We start from the raw sequence: 15,304 nt of genomic DNA, 5'->3' as shown, positions 1-15,304 counted from the left end.
ACTTATCCTCCATTTGAAAAGGACTACTTATGATAAAAATAGTATTTTTAGTTTTTTTTATATCAAATATATTATTTGCAAATGAAAAAGTTAATCTTCAACTTAAGTGGTTTCATCAATTTCAGTTTGCAGGATACTATGCAGCAAAAGAAAAAGGTTTTTATTCTGACTTAGGTTTAGATGTAGAAATAAAAGAAAGAGATTTAAAATATAATAACATAGAACAAGTTATAAATGGAGAAGCAAACTATGGAGTGGCAGATTCAGTTCTTATGCTTTATAAAGCAAAAAAAGAACCAGTTGTTATTGTTTCTCCTATCTTTCAACATTCTCCAAATATTTTAATTTCATTAAAAGAAAGTAGAATCAACTCTTTATTCGATTTAGAAGATAAAGAACTTTTATTTTATTCTAATGATACTGATGGGTTGTCAATTCTATCAATGTTAAAAAATTTTGAAATTAAAAATATAAAGCTAACTAGAGAACGAGAAAAAAAAGATTATTTGAAATTAATAAATAGCGAAACTGATTTGATGGTAGGATATATATCAAATGAACCTTTTTATTTTTTAGAAAAAGGTATAGATATTAATATAATTAACCCTGCTCATTATGGATTTGATTTGTATGGAGATATGTTATTTACTAGTGAAAAAGAAGCATTAAATCATCCTGATAGAGTTAAAAAATTTAAAGAGGCTTCTCTCAAAGGTTGGCACTATGCTTTAAGTAATAAAGAAGAGATTATTAACCTTATATATAATAAGTACACAAAAAGAAAATCACTTAAACATTTAAGATATGAAGCAAATGCAATAGAAAAAATGATTTCCAAAGATATTATTCCTTTAGGTACATTTGATAAAGGAAGAATTAAATATATTACTGATTTATACAAAAAACAAAATTTGTTAAATGAAATACCTAATATAAAAAATTTCATATTTGAAGATTTTATATCAGATATAAATTCAAAATTAACTAAAGAAGAGAAAGACTATTTATCTGAAAAAAAAGTACTAAAAGTTGCAAATTTAAAGTCTTTTCCTCCTTATAACTATAATATAAATGGCAAACCTAAAGGATATATCATTGATTATTTTAATCTTTTAGCAATGTCACTTAATTTAAAAGTTGAGTTTATTACAAAGCCATGGAATGAATTAATTGAAATGCTTCATAAAAAAGAAATAGATCTTATCCCTCACATTGCCATAAATGAAGAAAGATTAAAGTATGTAGATTTTACAAGCTTTACTCCTATTGTATACCAGTCAGCTATTGCTGTTCCTAATAATTCAAGTATTAAAAGTTTAAAAGATTTATCAGAGAAAAAATTATCAATATTAGATAATTCATTCCTTGAACCTATTATAAGAAAAGAGTTTCCTAGTATTCAATTAATTACAACAAAAACAATTGAAGATGCAGTAAAATTAGTTTCTGAAAGAAAAGTTGATGCTGTAATTGATGAATTAACAATTCTTGAATACCATATTAATAATAAGTGGATAAGTAATGTAAAAACTTTTAAAATAGATGGTTTAGATAATATACCTTCTATCACACCTTTATATGTTGGTGTAAAAAAAGATAATATATTATTAAAAAGTATTTTAGAAAAAGCAAATACTTCTATTTCTGATAATAATATAATTTCTTTAAAAAAGAAATGGTTAGATAAGGCTTATATTAATAGTATTGATTTTTCAAGAAGTGAATATGAGTACTTAAAAAGAAAGAATAAAATTAATTATTGTTTGAATGATAATAGAATGCCCATTGAAAAAATAAAAGATAATCAACTTATTGGAATAAGTTCAGAGTTTATTAAAATATTTGAAAAAAATACTGATTTAAAGTTTAATATTATAAATTCAAAAAATATCCATGACTTTAATAAATCCTGTGATGTTATTTCCTTAATGATAAAGCAAAGAAATAGCCCATATCTATTTTCTAAAAAATTTTTATCTTTTCCTTTAGCTATTGCAACAAAGTCTGATGAACCTTATATTTCTTCTTTTAAAACATTAAATAATAGAGTTATTGGATATGTAAAAAATAGTATTGACATTGATAGCCTTAAATTAAAGTATCCGCAAGTGAAATTTAAAGAAGTATCTTCAAGTGATTTAGCTTTAACACTTATAAGTAATAATAAACTGTATGGCTTATTAGGAACTCTACCTGAATTAGGCTATCAAGTACAAAAAAATCATGAATTAGATTTTAAGGTATCTGCAAATCTTAATGAGATAGTAGAATATTCATTAGCAATAAAAAAAGATAATACTTCTTTACTTGGTATTATTAATAAAGTTTTAAAATCAATTCCAAAAGATGAAAGAGAAAATATTTATAACAAATGGAATACCGTAAAATATGAAAGAAATATTGATATTAAAAAGTTATTAATAGGTGTTTTTATTATTCTTATTATTATTTTAATTGTTATATATAAAAATAGGCAAATAAAAGTAATTAATAATAAAATGAAAAGATATATAAAGATAGTTGATGAACATGTATTAACTTCAACAACAGACCTAGAAGGGAATATAACATATGCATCAAAAGCATTTTGCAAAATAAGTGGTTACAAAAAAGAAGAAATCTTAGGAAAAAATCATAATATAGTTAGGCATGAAGATATGCCTGATAGTCTTTTCAAAGAAATGTGGGACACAATTAAAAGTGGAAAAAGATGGAATGGTGAAATAAAAAATAAGAAGAAAGATGGAACTTTTTATTGGGTAGAAATAAATGTAGAACCTGTACTTAATACTAGTAATAAAATAGATAGTTTTATGTCAGTTCGGCATGATATATCAGATAAGAAAAAAATAGAAAAGATATCTATTACAGATGAGCTTACAGGATTATACAACAGACGATATTTTAATCAAATATTACATCAAGAATTAAATAGAGCAAAAAGAGATAATTATGCTTTTGCATTAATTATTTTTGATGTAGATTTTTTTAAACAATATAATGATAATTATGGTCATCAAAAAGGAGATCATGTATTATCATCTATTGGTAAAGAGTTAAAAACAATTTGTAAAAGAAGTACGGATTTCACATTTAGAATTGGAGGAGAAGAGTTTGCTGTAATATTTAAACCTCATTCAAAAGAGAATGCAATTAAGTTTGCTTCAATTTTAAATAAAAGAATAGAAAATCTTAATATAGAACACTCTTTTAGTAAAGTTTCAAAATATATAACAGTTTCAGTTGGTTTATATAGTGATATAGGAAATAATTTATCTGATGAAGAAAGTGTTTATAACTTTGCTGATTTGGCGTTATATGAAGCTAAAGAAAAAGGAAGAAATCAAGTTATACTTTATAGTACTGGTACTTAAATTTTTTATATTTAATGAGTGAGAAAGTCTAAAAACTTTCCCATTCATCAGAGTTTGATTCTGACATAAATGCTTTACTGCTATTATTATTATTATTATTATTTTGTATAGTTTTTGCTGTAGAAGTTTCTTTTACTTTTTGTGAACTTTTCTTTGATTCTTGTCCATCAAATTTATTTTTATTAACATTTTGAACAACATCAATTGCAATATTATTTGTTTCTTGTGCAATTGAATTTGTTTTATCTGCTACAGATGCATTTTCTTGTGTAAATTTATCTAATTGACTTACTGCATCTGCAATTTGATTCATTCCAATACTTTGTTCTTTTGCAGCATTAGTAACATCATCAATTAACTTACTTGTTTCAACAATTTTTTCTTCTAATGATGTAAAACCTTCTATCATTTTACTACTAATATTTTTACCATTATCTGCTCTTGCAGTGGCATTTTCAACTAATTCTTTAATTTCTTTAGCTGCTTCTGCTGATCTATTTGCTAGATTTCTGACTTCTGCTGCAACTACTGCAAAACCTTTTCCTGCTTCTCCAGCTGTTGCTGCTTCTACGGCAGCATTTAAAGAAAGAATATTTGTTTGAAATGCAATTTGATCAATCACAGAGATAGCTTCATTAATATTAACTACAGTATCGTTTATCTCTTCCATAGCTTTTGCTGTTTGATCTGCAAGATTTTTCCCCTCACTTGCAGAGCTTTTTGTATTATTTGAAATAGATAACATCTCTTGCGCTTTTTGAGATGTATGTTGAATATTACTAGTAATCTCATCAATAGATGCTGCTGTTTCTTCCAATGAAGCAGCTTGTGACGTTGCATTATTACTTAATGTTTTCATATTTACACTTAAATCATTTGCACTCTCTTGAAGCATTAATCCATCTCTTTGATTATCAAGAAGCATATGTGTGATAATTCTATTCATTTCAATAATTTCATTACCAATTTTTCCTGCTGAATTTGCATCTAATTTAGCTGTAAAGTCTCTTTGCATATATTTTGATAATGTTTCACTAAGTTTATTTAAATCTTTTCCTATCGTAGACTCTAAATTATTTAGCATGTCATTTAATAAATTTTTTAATTCATTTAATGACTCTGTTTTAGTTGATTTATCTATTCTTTTTTCTAAAAAGCCCTGTCCTACATAGTTCACAATTTGTTTCACATCTTCTATTAATGCATTGTCTTGTTCTATTCCTAATTTAATAGACTCAACATTTCCATTTATACTTTTAGCCATTGCACCAAATTCGTCTTGAGATTTTAAAGTTATCTGTTTAGGATTATTTGTTTCTTTGTTAAGATATTTAAAGAAATCATTTAGCCCAGCACTAATTGAATTAAGATTATAATTAAGTTTTCTTACCGAAATAAAAATTGCTAAAGCAATTAAAAGTATAGCAATTGTACCTGCAATTAATGAAAAATAAATCATAAAATTTGCATGAGATAAAAACTCTTCAACTGGTGCACTAACAAAAAATGTCCAGTTGTCATTATTTTTTAATTTAAAAGAATGGGTATAATAGAAAGATTCTTTGTCTGAAAATGTTGATGTTTGATAAAAGTTATAATTTTTAGAATTTGAAGAATTAGATAACGCTGTTTCAAAATCTACATCGTCTTTTCTTATATCTTTAATATTTTTCCCTACAATATCGTTTTGAGGATGTCCAATAATATATTTATGGTGGTCTATAATAAAAGTATATCCATTTTCATATACTTTTATTTCTTTTGCCATTTCAGAAAAGGTATCCATTGTAATATCAATTCCAATAGTACCTATAAATTCTCCATTATGATACATTGGAATTGCAACAGTTGACATTAGAACTTCAACTCCATCAACTGGATACATGTAAGGTTTAGTTATATATGTAGAACCCTTTTCTTTTGGTCCTTTTACCCATTCTAAATTTTCTCCATAAATACTTCCTGGATTGATAACAATTTTTGAACCAGCCCTAGCAATATATGGATTAAACTGACCAGTTTTATCATACCATTTTCTTTCATCTTGAGGATCGCCAGATTTAAAGAATAATTCTTTCTCTTTTATCTTAAACCAGAAACCAACAATAAAAGAGTTGTCTTTTAATATATCAGATATAAATTCAATAACTTCTTCTTCTTTTAAAGGAGTTTGCGTTTTTAGTGCATTAGTATATTTAAATGCCATCATTTTAGATATTGCAATTGACTCATCAACTTCAGCTTTTATTTTAGAAGCATTCTTTGCAGCTAATTCTTGAACAAATATTTTTGCATCATTTTCTGATGTTTCATAAGTATATTTCCCTATGAAAAAAATAGTTATTCCAAGGACAATAAAAGTTGTTCCTAAAACTTGTAATAATAATTTATTACCAAAACTTAATCTATTTAGCATGGTGAAGCCTTTATTTTTGTTAATCAATTATATATATATCTTACATAATTTCTAATAAATTATAAAATTATTCAACTTTAAAAGTTAAGGAATCATATAATTTTAATTAAATGAGAGAAATAAAATATACACCAATTTATAGTAATAATCAATAATGTATTAGTAAGTAGAAGAGATTCTTCTACTTACTTTTTATAATTAGCTCCTTTAATTTTCCCGTAACTTGTTAAATAAAAATTTAACTCTTGTTTCGAATTGTTTTTTATTTTTTTATTTTTAAAAGTTACTATCCACTCTTTTCCATTTTTTTTAGATGAGATAAGTTTTGCATTAGACCATGATTTATCAATTTTTGAGTTTATTAAATAATTATCTAAGGCTTTTTGGGCATTTATTTCAATTTTTTTTTGACTAACTTCATGTGAATGGCCTGCCCCTGCATAAAGATTTGATAATCCAAATGTAAGAAGTAACGAAATTACAACGGTTTTAATTCTTTTATTCATAATTTTCCTTTTATTAATTTAATTCGTATTTATTCATTTTTTCAATTTCCATATCTTCATGGATATGCATATGTGTTTTTTTGGGAAACTCTAATTCATCTGCACTTTGAGTGTGAATGTATCCATGAAGTTGCATTAAAAGTAGTAAGAAACCTAAGAACATTAAAAAGTGGTTCGATATCTTGCTATATCTATTGAACTCTTTTAGTTTTCTCAAAGCATTTAAAACAATCAACATTCCAATAAGTGCTAGAATTTGTCCTAATTCAACTCCCACATTAAATGAGATAATTCTTAAGAACATTTCCATCCCTTGTTCACCTAAAGGAAGTTGTTGTAATCTTGTTGATAATCCAAATCCATGAATAAGACCAAAGATTAAAACCATAATTAAAATACTTGGTGATTTTTTCATGCCAAAATAAGATTGAAATCCTTTGTTATTGTCAAAGGCTTTATATATAACACTTAGTGCAATTACAGCATCAATGATGTAATAATTGATTTTTATTCCTATAAAAGTTGCAAAAATAAGTGTAATTGAGTGACCAATAGTAAATATTGTCACAAACCTTATAATATCTTTTGTATTCGTTAAAAAGAAAATAACCCCAAATAAAAATAGTAAGTGGTCATATCCAGTTAACATATGTGTGGCACCAAGCCAAATGTATTGTAAGTTACTACCATTTAACATGGCAGCTTTATCTGCTTCTGAAATTCCGTGTGCAAAAGCAAATGACGTAAAAATTAGCATAAATACTAATACAAATAGTTTTTTCATTTATATTCGTCCTTAATAATTTAAAATATGTAAAAATGTATAAAAGTTATGAGGTAGGACTTATAAGATAGGAGGGCGAAAGATTAAATTTGTTATATGTTTAGAATTAAGATTATGAGTATTTTCAACTTCCAGTATTTTTAATGACAAAGTTTCTTTAAAGTGAGTATTTTCAATAAATAAAGTATTAGGAACTTCAATATGAGAGTGCACATGAATATGCTCTATTCCCATATTATTAATATGAGTATGTGCGTGACTTATATTTGATGGTATTCTTATATCTATAGATGAAAATATTGAAAAAATAAAAAATAAAACTAATAATACTTTTTTCAAAATCATTCCTTATACAGGCCATTCTTTATGATGATAATCAATTACATATTTATGTGTATGAGTAACTTTTTTATGTATATGCTCATTTGTCTTTTCAGAAAAATTTTTTTTATTGTGATGTTTATCATTAATAAAATTATGACTATGGGTTATTTCTTCATGTGTATGTTCAATTTCTAATTCATCAGGATTAGGGTATATCTTATAAGCAATAAGTGTAGATATAAGTGCTAAAAAGGAAAACAATAAGAAAGTATTTTCTAAACCAAATTTAACTCCTAATACACCTGCGATAATATAGGAAAACATCCAACATAGATGAGACAAAGAGAAGTTTGCTGAAAAGTAATTAATAGAATCTTCCTCTTTGCATGAAATGCGAATAAGAAGTCCAGCAGGAACTTGAATTAAAGATAAGCCAACTCCAAGAATAAACCACAAAATTAAAAAATATTGCCAACTTAAATTAAACGAAGCTAAAAATAATCCTATTACTAAAATAAGTGAACCAAATAATACAATTATTCTAAGTTGAATCTTATTTAGAAATTTTGGTAGTATTAATGCAACCAACATTGAACCGAAACCAGAGAAAGCCATTGCTATAGCAACAGAGCTTTCTGTTCTTTGTAAATACTCTCCTACATATACAACTGTATTTGTAATCATCATTGCACTTGCAAGAGAAACACTCATATATAAGAAAAATAAGGCTTTTAACCTCGGTGTTTTCAAATATGCACTTACTCCAAAAAAAACTCTTTCTTTAATTGTGGTTTGAAGTGGTATTCTCTTAATATTTGGAATAGTACATATAAATATTAAAATAGCTGATATTATAAAAGTTATTGAATTTAAAATAAATATAGTTGAAAAAGAAATAAATAATAATAAAACTGCTGCAAAAGATGGACTTAATAATTGTTCTAAATCATATGCTAATCTTGAGTAAGAAAGTGCCTTTTTATAGGCTAACTCATCTTTAATAATATCTGAAATAGTTGCTTGATATACTGGTGTGAAGCCTGAAGAACATAGATTTATTAAAAATAAAAGTAAATATATTTCCCATACTTGAGTTACAAATGGCAAATATAAAACAATTGTAGCTCTTATGATATCCAAGATTACTAACCATATTCTTCTTGGTAGTTTGTATACATAAGCTGTTATTATAGGTGTGAAAAAGACATATGCAAGCATTTTTAAAGATAGTGCAATTCCCAATACTTGTCCTGCTTCATCTTTAGCTAATTCCCAAGCTAATAAAGCAAGGGCAATGGTTGTTACACCTGTACCAATAAGAGATATTACTTGTGCTAAAAATAATTTAATATAGGTACTATTTGAAAAAGGAGAATGAATCATTTTATCTGCAACCTAACTATTTTTTTGTTGTTGTCATATGTATATATTAATTTCATATTATGAATTGATATTATATTTTTGATAATAAATAATCCAAAGCCATAACCTGTTGAGCTTTTATGTCTTTTATTTTTATCAATTTTCCATTTTTTAATATCTTGAGAAATATCTACTGGTAATTCATCAGCTTTATTTTCAAATGTGACTCCATGGTTTCCATCTACTATCACTTTATTATCAAATGAATACTTTATTGCATTGTCAAGTAAATTTTTAAAACATAAAACTAAAAACTCTTTGTCTCCTTCTATAGTTTTATCTTCAATATTTTTTAAAACTACATGATTCTCTTCTATATGTGCTCTCTTTTTTGCTAAAATAAGTAAGTCTTTTATATTATGAGTTTCTTTTATAATTTTATTTTGGTTTGAAATTAATGTTTCTATTTGAAAAAAATCATCTAATTCTTTATTTAATCCATGCAAAATATTATTTAACTTGGCATGTGTATCATTTGATGGTTCTTGTTTTAAATAAAACATTCCTTTTGCTAAAGGCATTTTCATTTCATGCATAAAAATCTTATTAAACATTTCACGAAGTTCTAACATATATTCAATCTTTGAAATTGAATCATTGTAAGATTTAATCATTTGTTTAATTTCTTCATAATGTGAATCAATTTTTAAAGGTGATAAATCTCCTATTTTTAATTTTTTTAATTTTTTATGTAATGATGTTAAAGGGGAAAGAGACTTCTGTAATTTAATATATAAAAGTCCTTGAGTTATTAAAAGAAGAATAAATACTAGGTGTATTATAACCATACTTTTATGTGTTGAAATATCTTCAATCATTATATCTTTTTGTTTATTGTAAATATAAATTAGTCGTTTACTTTTATAAGAAATAACAATGAAGCCTTTATTTTTATCTCCTTTTTTTAAAATTACATCATAGTAACTTGAATATTTAACATTTGATATTTTCATTGCAAATACTTTTAGATCTTCGTTGTTTATTTGCTGATCTTTATATAGAAGTGGCTGTAATGAGCTAGCAGTATTAAAATATCTTGATATATCATATTCTTGATGTTGATATTTTTGTTGAAAATAGAAAAATATCCATAGAAGTATAATTACTAAAAATGATATAAAAAATAAAAATGATGTTTGAAGAACTAATGACTTTTTGATTTTATTCAACAACTCTATATCCTTTTCCTCTAAGAGATATAATATGTTTAGAAGAAGAATGTTCTTTAATTTTTTGTCTTATTTTACTAATTATTACTTCTAATGATTTACCTTCAGTTGATTGAATTGAAGGGCAAGAGTTAATAATTTGCTCTCTTGAAATAATAGCCTGATAGTTTTTTATGAGTACTGAAAAGATTTCATATTGAGCCTCAGTTAAATTAAGATTTATATCTTTATATCTTATATCTCTTAATGTTTCATCAATCGTAAAAGCTCTTTTTATCTCTTTTTTCTTTTCAAGTTCTCCCTTTGTTCTTCTGAGTAAACTAATAATCCTTGCATATAGCTCATCAGGGTCATAAGGTTTAGGAAGATAATCATCTGCCCCTAGTTGCAGGCCTAAAATTTTATCTGATACACTACCTCTAGCTGTAGAAATAATAATTGGTATTGAACTTTTTTTTCTAAACTCTTTACAAACTTCAAGACCATCAATTCCTGGAAGTCCTAAATCAAGAAGTACTAAGTCATAATCTTTTAAATTTAAAACTAATGCTTTAAATGGATCATCACAAATAAAAGTTTCAATACTTCTACTTGCTAAAAAATTTTTTATAAGTTCTGCAAATTCTAAATCATCTTCAACTAAAAGTAGCGTTATCATTTTATTCCATTATATATTTTACTTTATTTTTCCAAGAGTTATGACATGCCATGCATGTATTCTCAAAAGTATTTAAGCCTTTTAATGCTAAATCCCAATCTTTTCTTATTATTGCATTTTCAATTACAAGAACATCTTCATCCATCTTTTTATCAAAATATAAAAGAGTTGATTTAAATGACTCTCTATCCTCTTTTGACATAATAACCCATGGTTTTTGTTTTGGAGCAGGGTGAGTTCTAATAAAGTTAATACCTCTTTCTGCTAACATACTATTCATTCCAATTATACCACTTTGGATGTTATTTAAAGCCTCTGACATTCCTGTCATAAGCTGAGCATAAGTAATATCTGCTTTTTTCATTGACTTAATTAAATCATCAGCAGTTTTTTCTTGTGAATACATTGAAACTGATAAACAAAGAACTAATACTAGTTTTGGAAATATACTTTTCATTTTATATCCTTATATTGATTTGATGAAAGTATATCTTTTGAATATTACCATTTTATCAACTGAAGCTAAACAAAGATTAACATAGCAAAAGTTTGAGAATTTGTAATTCTTTCTTTAAGGGTTCAATTTTAGAGGATATATAAATTAAGAAAATGAGCAAATTGTTGTTAGAGAATTATTAACTTTTGACAAAAAAGTATAAGTAGAGGTTTAACCTTCTACTTTTTTCATAAGTTTATATGTAAGATTTAAATCTTTTGCTGTTCTTTGTTTGTTTTCTGATTTAATTACTTTTGCACAATCAGAACAAAGAATAACAATGTTTTCTAGATTGAAACCTCCACCATCTTTCATCTGTTTTGCTAAAAGAGCTTGTGAATCAACAAGTTTTGTTTTTGTTCCACATCTATTGCATTTACCATTATCTCTATTCCAAGCAGCTTCTTTTCTTCTTGCCCAGTCAGTTGGTCTTTTATTGTCTTTTACAAGTCTAGAGTTAGATTCATATCCTCCCCAAAGACTCTCTTTAGGAAGTGAACTTTGAGTTGTTAGTTCATATTCATACTCTAAGTATTGGTTTACAAAGTCTTCAACAATTAACGTCTCTTTTATTCTAATATCTTTTTCATCTTGATATTTTTCTTCAATATTAAAATCAAAAGGAATTTTTGGATGATTTGAAACTAAATAAATTTCACAATCTTTCATAAAGGCTTTAGTACTTCCTTTTTTATATAGTCTTCTATAAATAGCTTCTCTATAAAAGTATAAAGGAATTATCGAAGCAATAATTAAAAATCCAATAAGTATATATTTTAAATCTAAAACCATTTTTACTCTTTATATTATCTCTGGATCAATTTCATGTTTTGTTAAATCTTTTTTGATTTTTTCATGCTCATTAAAACTTAAATTGAAAAGCTCACTTTTATGAAGTACTGGAATAATTACTTCTCTTCCAACAGCTTTACTTAGACTTGCTCTATTTGTATCAAATAGTTTGAATACTTCAATACTATCAACAATTAGTAAATCTGCTCCTGCATCAAAAGCCTCAAGCATTATAGTTGCAGCAAGTTTTATAGTAAGGTTTTGATTGATATGGAAAGTTTCAAGATTTAAATCAATATTTTCATTTTCAAGTTTTATCACTTTTGCATTTAGTTTTTCTAAAAACTTTTCAACCTCAGTGTCTTTATTTCTACCATAATAGTAAGCAAGGTTAAAGTCATGGAAATCATGTTTTATAACAGAGTTGAAATCATAATCATGAAACTTTACACTTGAGTTTTTGTCTAAACAAAAGTTTTGCTCTTCAATACTTTTAACAAGTCCTAACTCATTTTTTATTTGATTGATTTTTTCTTCAATTGTTTCATCAAATTCTAGTAATCTATTTTCTAAACTTGTATGATACTCCACAGAGTAATCTTGATTTTCAAGTTCTTCAAGAATTTTTTGTTTGTTATTTGGATTTTTTTCAATAAGTTTGTGAGCAAGTAAGATAATTGCATCACCAATATAATCATATTGAAAGTTTAGTGTATTTGAAGCATAAAAGTATAATTTGTTATTTAAATACTCTGTTCTTTCTTCTTCATTTATAAACTCTTTAAGAATATCAAGCTTTTCAGTGAAGTCACTCTCATCAATCATAAAATCTTTGTTAGCTCTTCTAATTGATAAAGGCTCAATTGTTAAATCTTTTCCAAAAGTTTCAACAAGTTTTTGTATATTAACTTCAAGTGTTGTGTATTTTTTATTTACTACAACACCAAAGTTTTCGCAAGCTTCATAATCAAAAGGCTCATCTTCATTTATCTCATTAAAGATATCTAGTAAAGTTTTTTGCTCTTTTATTTTTATAAAATGCTTTTTGTAATAGGGTAAATAATCAGATTTGGCATCAAATCTAAATATTGCTAATTCTAGTGTCATTTTTAAACCTTGTGACTACTCTTTGTGTCTACTAACTGTAGCACCTATTTTACTAAGTTTCCCTTCTAAATCTTCATATCCTCTATCAAGGTGATAGATTCTGTGAATTGAAGTTTCCCCCTTAGCAACTAATGCACATAATACTAATGCTGATGAAGCTCTTAAATCTGTAGCCATAACATCTGTACCATTTAATTGTCCAGTTTGTCCATTGATTGTTGCAATATTTCCATTTAGATGAATATCTGCACCAAGTCTTAGAAGTTCACTAACGTGCATAAATCTATTTTCAAATAGTCTTTCATCAATACTACTTGTTCCATTTGCTTGAGTTGCAAGTGCCATAAATTGTGCTTGCATATCAGTAGGGAAACCAGGATACTCTGTAGTTACAATATTTACAGGTTTAATTTCATCTGTTGGCATAACTGTAACAGAAGTTTCATCTTGAATAATTTCAAAATTCATCTCTTCTAGTTTTGAAATAACAGCTTCAAGATGTAAAGGAATTACTTTGTTGATTTTTAATTTAGTATTAGAAATAGCAGCGGCACACATATATGTTCCTGCTTCAATTCTATCTGGGATAACATCAAAGTCTTTAAATTCTAGTAACTTTTTATTTGTACCATGAATTACAAGTTTTGAAGTTCCAATTCCTTCAATTTTAACACCAGCATTTGCAATAACTTCACAAAGCTGAACAACTTCTGGCTCTTTTGCTGCATTGATAATTGTAGTAACACCATCTGCTAACGCTGCTGCCATAACTGTATTTTCTGTTCCACCAACTGTTACTTTGTCAAATACAATTTTAGCTCCTTTAAGTCCTTTGGGAGCAGTTGCTTCAATATATCCGTGTTTGATTTCAATATTTGCACCCATTGCTTCTAAGGCTTTTAAGTGTAAATCAACAGGTCTTTGACCAATAGCACAACCACCTGGAAGTGAAACTTCACAATGACCAAATCTAGCTAAGATAGGACCTAAAACTAAGATTGAAGCTCTCATTGTTTTAACGATATCATAAGTTGCAGTTGTGTTATGTAGTTTTGAAGTATCAATTTTGATACATTCATCTGCTTTTACAAAACTTCCACCAAGTTTATCAATAAGTTTTAAAAGTGTATTAATATCAACAACATCTGGCATATTGCATATATTTACTTCATTTTTAGCTAAGATTGTTGATGCGATTAGAGGTAAAGCTGCATTTTTTGCACCTGAGATATTTACTTCACCTTGAAGAGGATTTTGACCGATAATTTTTAAATATTCCATTTGTTTCCTAATAAAGTCTTCGATATTTATGTAAATGTTGATATTTTATCTAAAAGTTAATAAAATTCGCTTTTTAATAGAGGATACTAAATGACAAATAATGTCTCTTTGGGAATTAAGTATATGCTTTTCGCTTCTTTTATGTTCGCTTGTATGGGCGCATTTGCAAAAGAGTTAAGTGATTCAATGACTTCAATAGAAGTTGTATTTTTTAGAAATGTATTTGGAGTAATTTTAATACTTATTTCTATTTATAAAAAACCTTTGGTTCAGGAGGGTGGAAAACCTTTTCTTTTAATTTTTAGAGGTGCTATTGGTTTTTCTGCTTTACTGTTTTTCTTTTATAATATTGCAAATATTCCACTGGGTGAAGCTATGACTTTTTCTAAAACATCTACAATATTTACAGCTATTTTTGCATTTATTTTCGTAAAAGAAAGATTAGCTTTTAGAGGATGGCTTGGTGTATTTATAGGTTTTATTGGAATTTTATTTATTACTGGTTTTGATGGAAGTTCTTTAGAAAAAACAGACTGGTTAGGAATTTTATCAGGGGTTGGTGCTGCTTTAGCATATACTTCAATTAGGGAGTTAAGAAAATATTATGATAGTAGAACTATTGTTTTATCTTTTATGTTAATTGGAACAATTGGACCAGTTATATTAATGGGAATTTCTGAATTTTATGTAAATGAGAAATATGACTATATTTTTGGTAGGTTTGTAATGCCTCAAACTGATGATTGGCTATATATAATTTTATTAGGATTAGTTTCAACTTTAGCACAAATTTATATGACAAAAGCTTATTCAGTTGCAAAAGCTGGAATAATTGGTACAATATCTTATTCAAATATTGCCTTTAGTATTTTAATAGGACTTCTTTTAGGTGATAAATTTCCTAGTATTTTGATAATATTAGGTATAATTTTAATAGTGATTAGTGGCATTTTAGTCTCTTCAAAAAAGGATTAG

General features: G+C 26.4%; 13 protein-coding genes. 2 read left to right on the top strand and 11 right to left on the bottom strand.

Going from position 1 to position 15,304, the window contains the following annotated elements:
- Positions 1-29: 29 nt before the first annotated feature.
- On the top strand, positions 30-3,374 hold the full coding sequence (locus CRV02_RS01350) for a diguanylate cyclase (protein ID WP_129088834.1): 3,345 nt from the start codon (positions 30-32) through the stop codon (positions 3,372-3,374).
- A gap of 28 nt (positions 3,375-3,402) precedes the next feature.
- Here CRV02_RS01350 and CRV02_RS01345 read toward each other — a convergent pair whose 3' ends face one another.
- From CRV02_RS01345 to murA, 11 genes are all read right to left on the bottom strand, one after another.
- Positions 3,403-5,790, bottom strand: coding sequence for a methyl-accepting chemotaxis protein (locus CRV02_RS01345; protein ID WP_129088833.1), 2,388 nt, complete (start codon positions 5,788-5,790; stop codon positions 3,403-3,405).
- Positions 5,791-5,975: 185 nt separating this feature from the next.
- Entirely contained in the window at positions 5,976-6,296 is a 321-nt protein-coding gene (locus tag CRV02_RS01340) for a DUF6488 family protein (RefSeq protein ID WP_129088832.1), read from the bottom strand.
- A 13-nt stretch (positions 6,297-6,309) separates the two neighbouring features.
- Entirely contained in the window at positions 6,310-7,080 is a 771-nt protein-coding gene (locus CRV02_RS01335; protein ID WP_129088831.1) for a HupE/UreJ family protein, read from the bottom strand.
- 60 nt (positions 7,081-7,140) lie between these two features.
- Entirely contained in the window at positions 7,141-7,419 is a 279-nt protein-coding gene (locus CRV02_RS01330) for a hypothetical protein (RefSeq protein WP_129088830.1), read from the bottom strand.
- Between the two features lie 9 nt (positions 7,420-7,428).
- On the bottom strand, positions 7,429-8,787 hold the full coding sequence (locus CRV02_RS01325) for an MFS transporter (protein ID WP_129088829.1): 1,359 nt from the start codon (positions 8,785-8,787) through the stop codon (positions 7,429-7,431).
- Positions 8,784-9,995, bottom strand: coding sequence for an ATP-binding protein (locus tag CRV02_RS01320; protein ID WP_129088828.1), 1,212 nt, complete (start codon positions 9,993-9,995; stop codon positions 8,784-8,786). The genes CRV02_RS01325 and CRV02_RS01320 overlap by 4 nt, the downstream gene beginning before the upstream one ends.
- Complete coding sequence (locus CRV02_RS01315) at positions 9,988-10,653, bottom strand: response regulator transcription factor (protein ID WP_129088827.1); 666 nt, start codon at positions 10,651-10,653, stop codon at positions 9,988-9,990. Before CRV02_RS01315 ends, CRV02_RS01320 begins: the two co-directional genes overlap by 8 nt.
- Position 10,654: 1 nt before the next feature.
- Positions 10,655-11,110: a hypothetical protein gene (locus CRV02_RS01310; protein WP_129088826.1), complete on the bottom strand. Its 456-nt coding sequence runs from the start codon at positions 11,108-11,110 to the stop codon at positions 10,655-10,657.
- Positions 11,111-11,320: 210 nt separating this feature from the next.
- Positions 11,321-11,941, bottom strand: coding sequence for an HNH endonuclease (locus CRV02_RS01305; RefSeq protein WP_129088825.1), 621 nt, complete (start codon positions 11,939-11,941; stop codon positions 11,321-11,323).
- A 9-nt stretch (positions 11,942-11,950) separates the two neighbouring features.
- Positions 11,951-13,048 (bottom strand): DUF5644 domain-containing protein, encoded by a 1,098-nt coding sequence (locus tag CRV02_RS01300; protein ID WP_129088824.1) that lies wholly within the window; start codon positions 13,046-13,048, stop codon positions 11,951-11,953.
- A gap of 15 nt (positions 13,049-13,063) precedes the next feature.
- Positions 13,064-14,329, bottom strand: coding sequence for a UDP-N-acetylglucosamine 1-carboxyvinyltransferase (gene murA / locus CRV02_RS01295; protein WP_129088823.1), 1,266 nt, complete (start codon positions 14,327-14,329; stop codon positions 13,064-13,066).
- Positions 14,330-14,419: 90 nt separating this feature from the next.
- On the opposite strand from murA, the gene CRV02_RS01290 reads away from it, so the two are divergent.
- A complete protein-coding gene (locus tag CRV02_RS01290) occupies positions 14,420-15,304 on the top strand; it encodes a DMT family transporter (RefSeq protein ID WP_129088822.1) in 885 nt (294 codons plus the stop codon).

This window comes from Arcobacter sp. CECT 8989, from assembly GCF_004116715.1.
Classification (GTDB): Bacteria; Campylobacterota; Campylobacteria; order Campylobacterales; family Arcobacteraceae; genus Halarcobacter.
This window is presented reverse-complemented; position numbering and strand designations above follow the sequence as displayed.

Coding starts and splice junctions, on each gene's coding strand:
- CRV02_RS01300 (WP_129088824.1), bottom strand. CDS start 13,048: ATGACACTAGAATTAGCAATATTTAGATTTGATGCCAAATCTGATTAT.
- CRV02_RS01305 (WP_129088825.1), bottom strand. CDS start 11,941: ATGGTTTTAGATTTAAAATATATACTTATTGGATTTTTAATTATTGCT.
- CRV02_RS01345 (WP_129088833.1), bottom strand. CDS start 5,790: ATGCTAAATAGATTAAGTTTTGGTAATAAATTATTATTACAAGTTTTA.
- CRV02_RS01315 (WP_129088827.1), bottom strand. CDS start 10,653: ATGATAACGCTACTTTTAGTTGAAGATGATTTAGAATTTGCAGAACTT.
- CRV02_RS01325 (WP_129088829.1), bottom strand. CDS start 8,787: ATGATTCATTCTCCTTTTTCAAATAGTACCTATATTAAATTATTTTTA.
- CRV02_RS01350 (WP_129088834.1), top strand. CDS start 30: ATGATAAAAATAGTATTTTTAGTTTTTTTTATATCAAATATATTATTT.
- murA (WP_129088823.1), bottom strand. CDS start 14,329: ATGGAATATTTAAAAATTATCGGTCAAAATCCTCTTCAAGGTGAAGTA.
- CRV02_RS01340 (WP_129088832.1), bottom strand. CDS start 6,296: ATGAATAAAAGAATTAAAACCGTTGTAATTTCGTTACTTCTTACATTT.
- CRV02_RS01310 (WP_129088826.1), bottom strand. CDS start 11,110: ATGAAAAGTATATTTCCAAAACTAGTATTAGTTCTTTGTTTATCAGTT.
- CRV02_RS01335 (WP_129088831.1), bottom strand. CDS start 7,080: ATGAAAAAACTATTTGTATTAGTATTTATGCTAATTTTTACGTCATTT.
- CRV02_RS01290 (WP_129088822.1), top strand. CDS start 14,420: ATGACAAATAATGTCTCTTTGGGAATTAAGTATATGCTTTTCGCTTCT.